Annotated in this window: 15 protein-coding genes and 1 pseudogene; 11 read left to right on the top strand and 5 right to left on the bottom strand. The window is 31.0% G+C overall.

Annotated features, from left to right (window positions below; genetic code table 11):
* Positions 1-42 precede the first annotated feature (42 nt).
* Positions 43-873, bottom strand: a complete 831-nt coding sequence (locus tag WKK_RS00145) for an AraC family transcriptional regulator (RefSeq protein WP_013989070.1) — start codon at positions 871-873, stop codon at positions 43-45.
* A gap of 113 nt (positions 874-986) precedes the next feature.
* Here WKK_RS00145 and WKK_RS00140 point away from each other — a divergent pair, with 113 nt between their 5' ends.
* The 10 genes and pseudogenes from WKK_RS00140 to WKK_RS00110 all read left to right on the top strand — a co-directional run.
* The gene (locus WKK_RS00140; protein ID WP_013989069.1) at positions 987-2,285 is read left to right on the top strand and encodes an MFS transporter; all 1,299 of its coding nucleotides are present in this window, start codon (positions 987-989) and stop codon (positions 2,283-2,285) included.
* A 1-nt stretch (position 2,286) separates the two neighbouring features.
* The gene (locus tag WKK_RS00135) at positions 2,287-3,384 is read left to right on the top strand and encodes a zinc-dependent alcohol dehydrogenase (RefSeq protein ID WP_006845411.1); all 1,098 of its coding nucleotides are present in this window, start codon (positions 2,287-2,289) and stop codon (positions 3,382-3,384) included.
* Positions 3,385-3,387: 3 nt separating this feature from the next.
* On the top strand, positions 3,388-3,834 hold the full coding sequence (locus tag WKK_RS00130) for an HIT family protein (RefSeq protein ID WP_013989068.1): 447 nt from the start codon (positions 3,388-3,390) through the stop codon (positions 3,832-3,834).
* Positions 3,831-4,529: a D-lyxose/D-mannose family sugar isomerase gene (locus WKK_RS00125; RefSeq protein ID WP_006845409.1), complete on the top strand. Its 699-nt coding sequence runs from the start codon at positions 3,831-3,833 to the stop codon at positions 4,527-4,529. Before WKK_RS00130 ends, WKK_RS00125 begins: the two co-directional genes overlap by 4 nt.
* Before the next feature lie 1,167 nt (positions 4,530-5,696).
* Positions 5,697-5,945, top strand: a complete 249-nt coding sequence (mazE, locus tag WKK_RS00120) for a type II toxin-antitoxin system PemI/MazE family antitoxin (RefSeq protein ID WP_006845408.1) — start codon at positions 5,697-5,699, stop codon at positions 5,943-5,945.
* Entirely contained in the window at positions 5,939-6,280 is a 342-nt protein-coding gene (locus tag WKK_RS00115; protein ID WP_006845407.1) for a type II toxin-antitoxin system PemK/MazF family toxin, read from the top strand. The genes mazE and WKK_RS00115 overlap by 7 nt, the downstream gene beginning before the upstream one ends.
* Before the next feature lie 150 nt (positions 6,281-6,430).
* The gene (locus WKK_RS07290; protein WP_423219060.1) at positions 6,431-6,580 is read left to right on the top strand and encodes a type II toxin-antitoxin system HicA family toxin; all 150 of its coding nucleotides are present in this window, start codon (positions 6,431-6,433) and stop codon (positions 6,578-6,580) included.
* A gap of 67 nt (positions 6,581-6,647) precedes the next feature.
* A complete protein-coding gene (locus WKK_RS07225) occupies positions 6,648-6,752 on the top strand; it encodes a type II toxin-antitoxin system HicB family antitoxin (protein WP_242821441.1) in 105 nt (34 codons plus the stop codon).
* A 108-nt stretch (positions 6,753-6,860) separates the two neighbouring features.
* Complete coding sequence (locus WKK_RS07170) at positions 6,861-7,022, top strand: hypothetical protein (protein ID WP_013989066.1); 162 nt, start codon at positions 6,861-6,863, stop codon at positions 7,020-7,022.
* Positions 7,023-7,131: 109 nt separating this feature from the next.
* Positions 7,132-7,509 (top strand): annotated as a pseudogene (locus tag WKK_RS00110) (metallophosphoesterase); the annotation flags it as partial.
* Between the two features lie 799 nt (positions 7,510-8,308).
* Here WKK_RS00110 and WKK_RS00100 read toward each other — a convergent pair.
* A complete protein-coding gene (locus WKK_RS00100) occupies positions 8,309-10,714 on the bottom strand; it encodes a hypothetical protein (RefSeq protein WP_041942381.1) in 2,406 nt (801 codons plus the stop codon).
* A gap of 1,548 nt (positions 10,715-12,262) precedes the next feature.
* Here WKK_RS00100 and WKK_RS00095 point away from each other — a divergent pair.
* Complete coding sequence (locus WKK_RS00095; protein WP_013989061.1) at positions 12,263-12,748, top strand: hypothetical protein; 486 nt, start codon at positions 12,263-12,265, stop codon at positions 12,746-12,748.
* Between the two features lie 36 nt (positions 12,749-12,784).
* On the opposite strand, the gene WKK_RS00090 is transcribed toward WKK_RS00095, so the two are convergent.
* Genes WKK_RS00090 through WKK_RS00080 form a run of 3 tightly spaced genes read right to left on the bottom strand, consistent with a single transcriptional unit; the run spans position 12,785 to position 16,046 of the window.
* The gene (locus tag WKK_RS00090; RefSeq protein WP_013989060.1) at positions 12,785-14,899 is read right to left on the bottom strand and encodes a glycoside hydrolase domain-containing protein; all 2,115 of its coding nucleotides are present in this window, start codon (positions 14,897-14,899) and stop codon (positions 12,785-12,787) included.
* 21 nt (positions 14,900-14,920) lie between these two features.
* Entirely contained in the window at positions 14,921-15,673 is a 753-nt protein-coding gene (locus WKK_RS00085; RefSeq protein WP_013989059.1) for a GH25 family lysozyme, read from the bottom strand.
* Between the two features lie 10 nt (positions 15,674-15,683).
* Positions 15,684-16,046, bottom strand: a complete 363-nt coding sequence (locus WKK_RS00080) for a hypothetical protein (RefSeq protein WP_013989058.1) — start codon at positions 16,044-16,046, stop codon at positions 15,684-15,686.
* Positions 16,047-16,160 lie beyond the last annotated feature (114 nt).

Here is a 16,160-nt window from a genome sequence, read left to right as displayed (position 1 = left end):
TAAAGATAACTTAGGGGGTTTTATTGTGTTTAAAAAATGCAATTATTTAATCATAATTTTTGGTTCAACGGAAATATCAAATTCACTATTAAAAACTATTTGGCTATTATTGTTTTTATAATTTTTTTGATATTGCTTAGGCGATAGTCCATATGTGTATTTAAAAATTCTTGAAAAATGCTGTAGAGACATGTCAATTTCATTGGCTATATAAGTTATAGATTTATCTGTGGTTAACTTTTCTCTAGCGTATTCTAAACGAATATTTAAAAGTAATTTTTTTGGAGAAACCCCAACTTCAGTCATAAATAATTTATCCATCTCATGAATAGATAAGTTAAAATAATTTGCAATATCAATGATTTTAGGATTGTTTAAAAAATTAAGTTCAAAATAATGGATAACATTCGTTAGCATATCGTTATCGGTTAATACGTTAACCGATAAAATAGGAACATCATTATTTTTTTCTCTTAATAATGTTAATACTAAATCTAATGCTTTAATTAATATTACCTCTTGATTTTTGTTATATAGATTATTCAACATATTTACGTATAGTTGATCTAAAATCATTAAATCGAAACTATTTTCTAGTGCTTCAATAAAAAATTTATTGAAATCTATGTCGTCCTGATTATTTATGTTTATTTTAAAGTCTAAGATACTACCTTGTTCTATGCACCTATAAGAATGTCTAAAATTACTAGGTATCCCTATTAAAGTAGTTTTATTTATTATAAAGGTTTCTTCGTTAATTAAAAATTCATATACCCCATTTTTAATAAACAAAATTTGATGAAATTTATGACTATGCTCAGGAATAGTCATTTTATTTTTATATTTTTTTATTGTAGCCCAATATATATTCATGTAAATCCTCCAGAAACGCTAAAAAATAGTCTAAATACGATAAATGTAAACGCTATCATTTATCTATAATAATAACTTGTAGACAGGTATATTTCAAGACTTTGGAGGTTTATATGGATACATTAGATCCAGGCGTTGAACGAAAGGTTAAATTTAGATTATTACCTTTTTTGTTCATTATATATTTTGTTGCATTTTTGGATAGAAGCAGTATTACGTATGCTTCGTTAGGAGGTATGGACGCAGAATTAGGTTTAACTAGTACTTTTTATGGATTTATAGCTGGTATTTTCTTTATAGGATATTTTCTATTTGGAGTTCCAGGAAATATGCTGTTAGAAAAAATTGGTGCCCGTAAGTGGATTGGAATTATTCTACTATTATGGGGGACTGTAACTGTAGCAACTGGCTTCGTACATTCTGCAATTGCCTTAGTTATTTTAAGATTTTTATTAGGAGTGTTTGAAGCAGCTCTTTTTCCCGGTATGACTTTGATTACTACTTATTGGTTTGTTAGTGCCCACCGGGCTGCTGCTGTGGCTATGTTTATGGTGGCACCACCATTGGCTAATGCTATTGGTGCACCTGTAGCAATGACTATTATTGATTATGTTCATAATTTTATCGGTTTATCTGGATGGCGTTGGTTGTTTATTATTGTGGGATTACCAGCAGTAATTTTAGGATTAATTACTTTTAAATATCTAGATGATAATCCTACTAAGGCTAAGTGGTTAACTTCTGAGGAACGAATAAATTTAGTGAATGCTTTAGATGCGGATAAGTTAAAAACTAGTTCTAATCATGGGGTTGTAGAATCCTCATTCAAATCAGCATTCAAAAATCGTAAGGTTTGGATTGTTACATTGATGAATGTTTTTTACGTAGTTGGATTATATGGAATAACCTTTTTCTTACCTAAAATTATTTCTTCTTTAATAACGAGTGCATCAGACATTCAAGTTGGTATGTTAACTGCTATTCCCTATCTATTAGGTGCTGTATCTTTGGTTGTTACAGCAAAGTTGTCGGATAAATTGCAAAAACGTAAAATATTTTTAATTAGTGCTACTCTACTAGCCGGAGTTTCCTTAATTGCTGTTAGTGTTTTCCAATCTATTCCAATTGTTGCATTTTTATTTATCATTTTAGGAACTATTGGGGTATATGCTTGGTCTGGTCCTTATTGGGCTATTTCTACACAATTAGATCCTAGAATTGCGGCAGTTGGATTGGGAATTATAAATGCATTAGGTAATTTGGGCGGTTTTGTAGGACCGTATGTTGTTGGATCATTAAAAGATATTACTGGTACTCAAATGGCTGGTGTTGTCTTTTTAGCAGTTTCACTTATTTTAGCTGGTTTAATTACGATGTTTCTAAAAGAACAAGATACTAATGGAGGATTATAAAATGGTACGTAAAATGGTTGTCCCAGATATGAAGTGGGTTGATGAAAAATCAGAAAATACTCAACAAGTTGCTGTGATGGAAAATATTGGTAAAATTGATATTAAATATGCTGAAATTCCTCATGCGGATGATTATCAAGTTCGTGTAGATGTTAAATGGGTTGGTATTTGTGGAAGTGATCTAGAAGTTTATCGTGGCGTTCGTTCTCCTGAATTTTTAACATACCCGACTCGTTTAGGACATGAAGTAGCGGGTATTATTGATGAGGTTGGAGAGCACGTTGTTGGATTGAAGGTTGGAGACAAAGTTGCTCTTCGATATGTTTGGGGGGCTTTTGCTGAATATGTAACAGTAGATCCATTTTCAGCAGTTAAATTACCTGATGAATTTGATTTAATGCATGGATCATTAGTAGAAATTACGCCGACTATCTTAACGGGAATGGAACGTGGCGAAATTAGTCAGTCTAAAAATGTTTTAATTACAGGTCAAGGAGTTAGTGGATTACAATTAACGCAATTTGCCAAATTATATAGCCCTAAAAATTTAGTGGTAACAGACTTATTTGATGAAAAGTTAGAGATAGCAAAAGAATTTGGAGCGACGCATACATACAAAATACCGACAAAAGATACACCTACAATGGATATTGTCGGTAAAGATTTCCCAGATGGGTTTGATGTAGTCATTCCAGCATTGCTTGAAGGAGATGCAGTAATTGATGCATTAGATGCTACTGCACAAAATGGGCGTATTGTGATGTATGGAGGGATTGGTAAAACGACTAAACCAATGGATTTCTTTAAAATGCATCGTCGTCGGGTTGATATTTATACAACTGAGCCTAAGCGTGATGTAGATAATCATCGTTTGTTCCGTGAAGGACGAGATATGGTGGTTAATGGTTTAATTAACACTGAGCGAACTGTAACAAATATTTTCCCGTTATCGCAAATTGATAAGGCGTTCGCACTCAGAAATCAAACTCGAGGTGATGTTATTCATATCATGATTGATTCTGATAGTAGTCATGATGATGGACGATATGATGAGGCTAATAAGCACGCTCTTGAAACCATGTCTCAATACGAGGACTAGGTCATGAGTAATATTCATTTTGAGGAAAATTGTTTCTATTGTGAACACAATGAAATTCAAAAAGACAAGATGTCAGAAGTAAGAAAGTTAGATATATCCACATTATATTTGAATCATGATCAAACTCATCGTGGGCGGGCTATTGTCGCTCTAAATGGGCATGTTAATGAAATATTCGAACTGACAGAAACGGAAAGAAAACGTTTCTTTGATGATGTAAGTATTGTTGCTAGCATTTTGAAAAATACTTTTCTAGCTGATAAAGTTAATTACGGTATTTATGGCGATATGGTTTCTCACTTGCATGTACATCTTGTTCCAAAATATAAAGATGACATAGATTTTGGTGATGCTTTTATTAATAATCCCAAAGATTTAATTCCTATAAATGAAATGCAAAGAGCAAAGTTGATAGAGAATTTTAATGATGCATTGGAGAAAATTAAATGAAAAGATCAGACATTTCAACAGTAATTACTAATGCAAAGAAATTTGCAGATGAATTGAGGCTACCGCTTCCACCTTTTGCAGATTGGGATAAGCTAACAATGGAGAAACTACATGAATCTGGAGTTATTGATGAAATTATAGATAATAAGCTCGGATGGGACGTTACAGATTTTGATTTAGGGAATTTTGAAGAGTATGGATTGACTGCATTAACTATCCGAAATGGTAATTATAATAATCAGGATAAATATCCAAAACCTTATGCAGAAAAAATGCTATTAGTTGAAGATAATCAAATATTACCATTACATTTCCATTGGTATAAAACAGAAGATATTATCAATAGAGGTGGTGGTGTACTTAAGATGACAATGTATAATTCGACAAGTTCTGAAGATATTGATCGAACTTCAGATGTAGAAGTTGTTATGGATGGTGTAAAAAAAACATTTAAAGCTGGAACAACCATTGAAATAAATCCAGGTCAAAGTATTACGCTTACACCAAGGATTTATCATATGTGGCAAGCTAAAAAGGGTCTGGGTAAGATTATGTTATTTGAAGTGTCCTCAACAAATGATGATTCTACCGATAATAGATTTTACGAAAATATTCCTCGTATGAGTCAAGTAGAGGAAGATATTGATAGTGATGTTCTTCTTGTTTCAGATTACGAAAATTATTTAAATAAATAATTTAAAAGTGAGGGTATTTTATATCCTCGCTTTTTATAATTAGATGAATCGGAGCTATTTAACAGTAATTCAGATAGTATTAATGATAGTGAAAACATTTTAAAATCAACATCAGAGTTGAAGAATAACGATTCTAACTCAGTAAAAAAACATTAAAATGTTGATTACCTGCGCAAGCTTCAAAAAAAGCTGAAAAATACAGTTGTTATGGATCAAAGCGAAAAGCCAGATGAAATTTTAGAAGGCTATTCTGATGAGTATATTTAAAGATATTTATTTTATAAATTATATGGTACTACCGTAACTATAGTCGTCTGATCACCTAACATGAGGATAAATAATGTCGCAGAAAAGATCCGGAAAAAATTAGCTATTCATTATCTAACTTTAGTCGTAAAGGGCTTAATAGTTTAAGCAATGCATTGCTTTTAGTTTATCTTCCAGAAAATAGAAAAAATATTTAAGGTGGAATGTATAGACCACATTTTAATATTATTATCGAAAACAGAAAGAATGGATATGCGACATTAGTTGATTGGAAGGTCTTTTTCAATATCGTCACATGTATATTGATAGGGATATTAAACGAAAAGAATAATTTTCTGGAACATTGGTTAAAAAGCTATGAATAATAATAGGGACGACAAGCGCAAACATTTGGATTATATTCAATAAGCAATTAATAGAATGGCTTCAAATTAATTCGTCACTAGGGGGATGGTCAGTAACTGTTTTGGCATGTTTATTAACGATAGTAATTATTATCAACATTTGTTTCAATATTATTTTGGGGAATAGATAGTTATTATTTATCGTTATAAAGAGCTTTTCGTGATTTGTATAGTCAGACGATTAAATTAGATCCTTCTAAGATAACTTACAGCATGGCTATAAAAAGTCCTACATTTGGTGGATGGATCAAAGTTATGTTTACCCGCCCTATTATGTTTGGATTTTATGGTTCAATCACGTTTATACAGTTGTTGATTGTAGTATTATTCAATTTAAAGGGGATAACGTTTACATAGTAATATTAAATACAGTTAAAGTTAGATATGAAATTGGATTGATTATATAAAATGAAAAGAATTTGACATAAAAGTAATTACTTTGTAATTACTTTTATGTGTTATAATAGATACTATAAACAGGATAGGAGGAGATTATATGGCAGTAAAAGCTAGAATTCAAGGTAATGCAGTCACGATTACGTTACCTAAGAAATTAAATGTCGAGGCTGGTCAAAAGTTTGACGTAGATATGGACGAAAAAGGTATTATACGTCTAACCCCAGAAAAAAAATCTCAAATAAGTATGGAAGAATTATTTTCTGATTGGGATGTAAGTAATGAGTATCCAGGTGAAAATTTGTGGGGAAATGATGCAGATAGTAAGGTGGGTCAAGAAATATGGTAGACAAGCCAAAAACGGGTTCAATCATATACATTGATTTTGATCCTAGCAAGGGAAAAGAAATCCAGAAGAAACGACCAGCTGTAGTAGTAAGTAATCATATTTTAGCTATGACGTCCCCATTTATCTGGGCAGTTCCCATATCGCACGGTAGTTTTAATGGTAAGCAATATCCAATGCACATAAAGTTAGATGAAAGAACAGAAACTGATGGAACTGTGTATGCGGAACAATTAAGAATGTTTGACTATACTAGCCGAAGTTGGAAGACTGTAGAGATGTTGCCAACCGACAAGTTTAATGAGATACAAATGATTTTACAAGCAACATTGAGATGATTATTTTTAGATTTAAAAAGTTAAAAAAAGAGGCACAAATTGTAGCCTCTTTTTTTGTACAATCTTATAATTTAATATAATAACAAAACATACGTATAATATAGTTATAGTAAAAAAAGGAGAAGTGCGGTGTCAATAACGGCAAAACAGATGGTGAAATTCTTAAAAAAGAATGGGTTTAAAGAATCAAGGCAGGCTTGTAGTCACTTGATAATGATTAAACTTGAAATGCCACATATTCCAGTACCTATTCACCTTTGGAATTTAAAACCTGGTACAGAGCGGAGTATCTTAAAATAATCCCTGTTTGTCGTACAATAAACTTATATGAAGCAAGAAGGGAAGACACTTATCACTTATTTATCCTGTGGTATATGCGAAAGAAGAGGTTAGTGGTTATTCTGTTAGAGTGCCTGACGTTGGTGCTATATCGCAAGGGGACAGTTTTATTGAAGCAACTAAAATGATTTAAGAATCAGTTAGCTTAATACTTGAAGATAAACTTAAATTTCCTGATGTATCTAGTATTGCAGATGTTGATTTAGAAGAGTGGGAATCACCAGATACAACAGTAATTGCAATGGTTGTTTTTAATATTGATGATTTGAGAAAGGGAATGTCCAAAACAGTTAAAAAGACTATTACAATTCCAGATTATTTAAATAAATTGGCGAAAAAAGAAAAAATTAATGTTTCAAAGGTAATAACGGAGGCGTTGGAAAGTATTCTATTAGAAGATTAAGAATGAAGAAATTATTGTTAAACTACGGGGAAATAAATGATGAGTTTATAACGTATATTATTTTATTTGCTGTAATGATAACGGTTATTGGAAAAGTGAAAAATAAAACGGTATTACGCTACCTGTTGCATTAACAAGAAGAAAAAAAGAGGTTCAAAAATATATTGTTCAGAAGTTAGAACCATTGTTAGATGGGGATCGCGAAACTCCCACTGTGATTGTGTCACATGCGCCATTGTTTAATGAACTAAGTATGCTTTTTCCAAAAAGCAAGGCTTACAATAAAGGGTACACGTGTGAAATTCAACGAATACCGGAAATTTTCAAAGAATATAACATTATCGGCGCAATGCATGGACATCATCATATTCCAGCATCTTCTGGTATAAGTAAAAAAGTTCAATTTGCTGGTAAAGAAATGTTTGTCGTATGTTCAAATTACTCTCATATCAATACGGGATTTGAATTGAATAATTTAATAAGTTAATTTACCAATCGACAGAGTATTTCACATATTGGAGAAACAGACATTAAGCTTTTAAGGATGCAGATGTAAATGCAAAGTAATGTATATGATGCCGTTTTTAATCCTTTAATTAAGATATAGTAAAACCCCATTAGGTGTTTACCAATGAGGTTTTATTTGTTTCTATTTAAAAATAACATTTGCTTGTTAAATAATGTCATCTTACATTTAATTATATGGAAATTAAACTACCATATATAATATAAGCGAAATTAAAAAAAATACTATACTGAGTAATATAAAAATAAAAGATAAATGATTTATATAAGTTTTATAATTATTAAAATCTACCAAGGTAAGATATGAAAATTCTAGATCATTATCTGAATGTTTATTAATATAAGATCTTTTTATATCATTTATTTTAAATTGTATTTTTTTAATCGTTAAAAGATAACAAGTCAATAATAACAAGGCAATTCCTATTATAAAAGTTGATATTGTAATATTAATATATGACATAAGAATCGCAATGCCAACAAAGAAAATTCCCATATATAAAGACCACTTACTTAATATAAGCTGCCTATTATTAATCTTGGGTTTAATATAGGTCTTTCGTCGTTCTAATAATTCTTTTGGAAGCCGTTTTTCATCTACAAATATTTTAATGAATTTTATTCCTCTAAAGAAAATAATAATCAATATCATTAATAATATAAATTGTAGAAACAATAATAAAATAAGCACAGTATTCACCAACTAATCTAAATAATTTATTTTAATTTTACTATAAAATGCTAAAACTTAATAGACTTTATTAAGCAAGAACCATACCAATCTCCGCAATGAATGCCATTATTGTAGCAGCAATTGCATCGAAAACTCCGCTTGCAACGGCAGCTGAAATTACAACTACAACTAAACCAACACATATTAATCCTAGACGTATATCTTCTACAATTTTTTCAATTTCAGCTGCGCCAGGAACATCTGGAAAGTTAATTTTTCCTTCAAAAGAAATTGTGAGGGATTCTGTTAAAATTCCTGATTTTGTTTCAAACACTGTCCATGCCATTTCAATTGCTTCAATACTATCTGCACCAATAGTTACTTTTATAGAAAATTGACCATATTCAATTTCACTTGTGAATTCGGCCTTACCCAATTTATCAAAAACAATATCTACTACAGAACTATTATCTAATCCTAAGCCATTTAAATATTCTTTTAAACTAGCTTCATCAAATTTACCATTTTTAATGGTAAATATACTATTATCATCAGAATTTTTATATGAATCAGTTATTTTACCAGTAATTTCTATTCCTAAATTATCAAAAATCGTAAATTCACTTTCTAGTTCATATTGACAGTTAGGCCAAATATCTTTTAAAGCTTCTTCTGGTGTAACTTTATCAATATCAACAGTAGGGTAATCATTTTTAGTAAAGAGTACATCATGATTATTATTTAGTAAATATAGCCATGAAGTAGATGTTACACATTCCCATACGTGAAATTCCCATGGTAATTCAGCATAAGTTGCCGTTGAATATAAAAGACCACCACTTGTATTTGCGACATTTTGTAATTTTTTCATCTCACTTAAATACTTATTTGCAAGACCTGATTCATTGTTTCTAATACACAATAACGCAAATCCCAAAGTTCCTTCGCTCCATACGATACTAGGCGAGCCAGAATAACCATTGTCTCGATCACTGTATGGTTTAAATCCGCTAAAATTTTCGTCGCTTGAATACGTAGTATTAAATCTGTTTTCAACATCACTAGTTAATATAGTATCATTTACTCCATATTCACTTTGTGTAACGTTAATAATATTTCTAGCAAATTTATTAAAATTACTATCAGTTAATGTTGATAATCCAGCCCACGTTACACAATCTAACGCCCAGGCATTATCAACTCCATTCTTTGTCATACCTTGATAGAATCGATAACTTTTTTTATCGTATAATCTCTTAAGTAAGCGATAGTGAACATTATTAGCAGCGTTTTTATATCTTACGTCACCTGTTAACTTAAATAATCCATTTAATGCTTGTAAACTGGAAACTTGATGTTCTGTTGAACACCATTCAATTTCTGTAGGCTGATATTCATAATTATCATCATAACTACCATATCCACCAGTTAGCAATCCATAACGATCATCTGATTCATCTGTAATAATTTTAGATAATAACCATTCCCCTGCAGTTTTAATGGTTCTTAAATAAGCTTTATCACCAGTAGTTATTGTATAATATGTCATTCCCCATACTAACCAGCCAACTGATCCAGTGCGAACGTAACCTTCGAAAAGAGGACCAATATAATTATCGTAGCTGAAGTTAAAAGACCCGTTTGGATTTTGTTCATATTTGATACGGTCCATAATCTCTTTACATAGATCATAATCTCCACTAGTGGTGAACACTAATAAAACTAACCCGACATCGTATATCCAAGAACGAGAATTCAGCATATAGCCATATTTTCCCTTAGCTGATGATCCATCTTTATCATATGACGGATCATTAGTAGGAATTAAATAAGAACTAGGTAAACGTCCATTTCCAATATTAGTTACAGCTCCTGAGATACCAACAATATCATACTGATAAGCATTTGCACGCCAAATTCGATTTAATACTTTTCCAACTTTTAAACCTTGTCTTGCTTTATTTGTATAAAATATATATTTTCCATTCCCTACATCAAATATAGGTACTTCATCTGTTAAATACTCAGTATCCGTTAAACTATATAATCTAAATTTAAAATTACTAAATTGTGAATATGGATATTCAATAAACCTATTGTCATCACCTGTTTGGGTGTTATCAACTAACTTAATAACTTTAAATCCTTCTTTAATTTCTTTTGTTGAAATCCAACTACCATCTGGTTTTAATTCACAAGAATCAACTAAGTAATATTTATCTGTTAATATATAAATTTCAACTCTGTAGTTATTAATATTATTTAAATTAGACCAAGTTCCAGAAATGTATTCGGTACTTTCTGGTGTGTAATATTTGTTGACATTAATATATTTGGGTACAATTTTCTCATCATTATCAGGTAGATCTTTAATTTCACCTGATATAATTTGTGATTCGTAATTACTGTCATATTGATTATCAAAATTAATTTGATATTCAAATTTAGCGGTATCCATCTGACTCTTAAGAAATGTTAATAAAGTATCTTCCATGATCTATTTCTCCATTCTAATTGTTAGTACTTGAGTGTTTTCCCAACTTTAATATGTTTGAATTGTCAATATCTCAATATTATTTAATTCAATTAACATTTGCCAATCAGGAATTTTTAAATTTTTCTGCGATAGTTGAGCCATTTTCACCTACATTTGAAAAATTGGGTGATTGATGGCTTGAAATATCAACTATTTTTAACATAACTAATTCCTTACTTTGTTAGTGATCGTTTCATTAATTCAATTGATTTTTGGATTAAATTACTGCTTACTGTTGTTTTTGAATCAGAAATTATCGAAGATATTTCATCAACGATAATTAAAAGTGTTGTTAACGCTGCAAAATTAAATGCGATGTTAATGTCGTAAATAATTACTGCTTGATCCAGTATTCCACACGTTATAATTAAGCATAGATTATACTTCTAATTTAAAAAATTAATTAGAACAGAACGGGTGGGTGGGCTACGCTCGATTAGTGTGATAATTAACCTAATTGGTAATAAATATATGAATAGATAAAGTAATTCTTTGGACTGACTGGTTAAAAATAAGGGGATAAGAGTATTCATATTAGTAGCCTTTCAAAAATAAAAGAAAATTCATTTTGATACATAAAATGTCTCAAAATTATGTCTAGTTCTATTAATTCTTTTTCTATATTTGTCTGAGTAATCAGAACAAGTGAATAAATTTTTTGAAATTAATTTTGGTGAATATCCGTGATAAAGCATTTTAATGATTAGACCGTCTTCTGGATATTTTTCTGAAAATTCTTCTATTAATATTTTTAAATTTGAAAAATTATATAGATTCATTTCATATTTGATATCTAATTCCATAGAATCCAGAGATAAATTGCGTGTAGATATATATATGTTATGCGACTCTTATCTTTATTAGATCCTGTATGTTGATTTCTACGCCATACTGTTAATTCTGCAATTTTCAACCTGTGTGTCATAACGTGGCTCAAAATTAGATTTCGATCTGATATGAACGCATTTAATCCATTCCAAATGGCTTCAAGAAAGTAACTGTAAAAATATTCGTATGAAATATGAACACCAACGTTATTGCACGATAAGAAGCATTTCTAGATTTTATCTTTATATTTTTATCAATTTTTGTGAATATTTAGTCATAAGTTAAATCATTTAATTGATAGTCATTCTGTATTAAAATATTTTCAGCATCCGTCCACATATCTCCAATCTCCATATATATTTAATAAGTCATTAATATTTGTATATAAGTAATTGTTGCTAGGAATATCAGATTGTGACAAAAGTATTTAACGGAATTACGGAATATCTATTCATTACTATTTAAGAATTAAATTAATTAGATAAAAATAACCTTGAAATGTATTGATCTAATAAAAAAAGCACAAAAATTGTGCTTTTCATTAAATAAAATAAACATTAGGGAAAATGATATTGATAATTAAGAGACATATTCTTTGTTTTTTAAAACAATATTTTGTGACCATTTTACAAAGTATAGTATAATTGGACTTTTAATAATGAAATGGAAGAGGTCAGTATGTTAAAAATAAGTTTTTATATTATCTTAATTGTAGTGTTAGTCTTTGTTGTTCGAGATGTGGTAATGCTAAATCAGAATTTAACTAAGAAATACAAAACTGATGAGAGAAAAATTTATTTAAGATACTCTGAGGAAAATGTAAGAAAATATGTTGATGAATCAAAAAATTGGAAAATAAAATTCCAAGCGGTTATATTGGTAATTACCATGTTTATTTCTTTAGGATACGCTGTATTCATTGAAATAAAATGGGGATTTCCTAAAATATATTTATTCTTTCAAAGTGTTGGTATTGTATCTCTATATAACGCATGGAGTTTGCATGAAGATCATATTTTTATAAGTAATTATTTAAAATCTGATCCAGAAAACATACTGAATTTATATATTTTAGACGAATTAATTTATAACAAATCACTTATTGTTTTTTTTAGATCTGGTATTTTGTTGATGGTATTGCCTATGTTGTTTCCCATGATATAAAAAAGAGACTAAACTAGAATTAGTCTCTTTTTTTATTTATTTATTAAACGCGGTTTGAACAATTAGTCTTATCGAAAGAGTTATTGCTTCTAGTATACCAGCAGCGGGGGTAATTACAGCATCTAGTGGAAATGCAGCCACTGCAATTACTGCAAGTGATACTAATACAACAACACTTGCTATTGCTTCAGCTGCCTCCTTAAGTGCTCCTAAAGCATCTAGAAAATTTGACCAGTGTAATGTAATTTCCAGACCAATAGTTAATGTGTCATCAAGATAACCTTCTTCAATTTCATTTACTTGATAATCTAATTCAATGGTGTAGTCACCATTGGAAACTTTATATTTCATTTCTAGAGATCCACTTTTAACTGTTTTAGTTAAAGCAGCTTTTTCAATACTAGTGACAGCTATATCGAGACCTGTATCATTATTTAACCCAAATTTTTTAAAAGCAGAACTTAAATCCGCGTTACTAATCTTACCATTTTTAATATCTACAACTGCCGTTGAATCATAATCACCTCCAAAACCAGCTGAATTGGTGGCTTTAGTTACTAATTTCATCCAACCAATATCATAAATAGTATGTTTACCCTCAAGACTTAATGAAAACCAAGGTACAAGTTTCTTAATGGCTTCATTTACTGCAATTTGATTCTTATCAATAGAATTGAAACCAGCATCTCGACCTGAATATGCAACTTTATCAACACCTACTCCTGTTTCAGTCTCCTCAAAGAATTGATCGAATGTCCAACTTTCAGGCATTTTGAAACCTAAGTTTCCACTCCAGCCCGAAGACATGTCACATAAGAAGAAGTCCTTCATTCCAGTGGCTTGAGCTGCTTGTAAACATGCATTTCTAGTGCCATACAATCCTGCAGTGTAACCAAAGCTAGCAAGGTAGCTTTTTGCATTTCGGATATAGGGAATTAAATTAGAAACAATTTCAGTATCTAATAAGTCAACATCAGCAGCGAAGTAGATAGTGGTTCCTTGAGGTAATCCTAGTTGCTTTGCTGCTCTTGCAGCTAGAACGGCATCCTCAATACCTTGTGCGTCATTGAAATATTTTACAGTGTATCCGCCATCTTCATAAATAGGGAAAATTGAAAATCCTTTCTTTTGTAGATGAGAAATTTCAGTATTTGTTAAATTTTTATCTCGTTCATTCTCACCGGTACCTACGGAACCAGTGAGATATCGTCCAGCATATCGATATCCCAAATTCCAAAGACTATCAATTTGACTTGATGATAGTTGTGTTGCTGTATCAAAAGCTAAAGCGGAGCGATCGGTGTCTCCGTTACTTGTTAATAACCCCTTAAATACAGTTAAATCAGCTGTAGATGAATTAGTATTAGGTAATACCATGAATTTTCGAAAGGCAATAATTTCAGAGGAAACGTTATTATCAAATACTCCACTAAATGAGGCGGAGCTATTGAAACCGTTAACGTAAAGCCCCCATTGGATGATCTTTACAAATGCACCAGTAGCTCCTTGACTAATCGAGGGTGTATTAGCGATTGTTCCAGGACCATAAAATCCATTAGCTTGATCAGTTCCCATACCTTCACTTGCTTGTAATGCATAGATTAAGGCAGTATTGGTATCTCGTTGATAAATTCCATCTGTAGGTAAAATTCCAGTATACGATTGATAATCATGATTTAATTCTTGTTGCATTTTACGAATGACTTTATCTCCACCTGCAACTAATACATATTGATTCATTGTAAGTAGGGCGCCCATAAATGCTGAATCAACAACGTATGATGTGTCTGCAATTCCAGCATCACTTTTCATTGAATAAATTGCTTCTTGAGTTCGCGTTGAAAAATTACCAGTGAAATCTTGAGGGTTGATCCCTTTACACCAGAAAGCACCTTGTAAAATTTTGACGACGTTACCTTTATAACCAACTTTCATCTTATCTTTGAATTGGGTGTCCCAATATGCGGCACTTGTTGGCCCCCAATTGTTAACCAGTCCAGTAATACCTAACTCAACCTGAGTTGCTCTAATAAGTCCATAAATTGTATCCCAACCGGTTTTACCATTCTCAGGAACTGATCCAAACCCAGAGACATTGCCATAAGTTTTGTTTAACCATTTTTGTGTTTCTAAAACCATTTCGTCTGCCATAATTGGCCTCCATTCTTATTGTTAATACTTGAGTGTTTGCCCAACTGTAATCATGTCTGGATTGTCGATATTATTTAGTTCAATTAATATGTGCCAATCAGGAATGCTTAATTTTTCCGCGATGTTAATTAATGTGTCTCCATTTTGTACGATATAAACGTTATTATCTTCATTTATTGAATTATCATTTTTAGGATTAGCTAGACTATGCCAATTGTTATCTGATAAATTGAAAATAGATCGATCTAATAGACCATTAGAAGTAGAGTATTGCCAACCTGTAAAATATGGCCACGGATCAGTAGAGTAGATGAACGATGGTGTTAACCAGGAGTCCCTCAAATCTGGATAACCAGCTATCCAAAGCCCACATTTTTCTGATAAATTTTTAACTTGTTCAATTGCGGAAGCTTGAATATAAATTAGTGGCCAAATTCCCGTTCTATCGTGAATATGTGTAACAAATTTCTCTGGCCAGTTTGAATCACCCCAAGCTTGATTACTTCCGCTTTCCCAATCTAAGACTAAAACAGCTTTATATAAATAGTTTTTGATATTATTCAAAAACCAATCAGCTTCTTCTATGGGATCAAGGCCTTGAGCATAATGGTAGAGACCAAGGAGCTTATTCAAGTCATTATATGCCGTGAATTGTGGGTTACAGGCAGGTGAAACATAATCTATTCCTTCTGTAGCTTTAATAATAGCGCCATCTTCACCTACATTTTGGAAGTTGGGTGATTGATGACTTGAAATATCAACTATTTTTAACATAATTAACTCCTTACTTTGTTAGTGATTGTTTCAGTAAATCAATTGATTTTTGGATTAATTTACTGCTTACTGTTGTTTTTGAATCAGCAAGTATCGAAGATATTTCATCAACGATAATTAAAAGTGTTGTTAACGCTGCAAAATTAAATGCTATGTTAATGTCGTAAATAATTACTGCTTGATCCAGTATTCCACACGTTAGAATTAAACATAAATTATATACTTCTGATTTAAAAAATTTAATTAAAACAGAACGGTAGGGTGGGCTACGTTCAATGAGTGTGACGATTAACCTAATTGGTAATAAATACATGAATAGATAAAGTAGTTCTTTGGACTGACCGGTTAAAAATAATGGGATAAGTGTATTCATAATAGACACCTTTCAAAAATAGAAACAAAATCATTTTGATACATAAAATGTCTCAAAGTTATGTCTAGTTCTATTAATTCTTTTTCTATATTTGTCTGAGTAATGAGAACATTT

The organism is Weissella koreensis KACC 15510 (genome assembly GCF_000219805.1).
GTDB lineage: Bacteria > Bacillota > Bacilli > Lactobacillales > Lactobacillaceae > Weissella > Weissella koreensis.
This window is presented reverse-complemented; position numbering and strand designations above follow the sequence as displayed.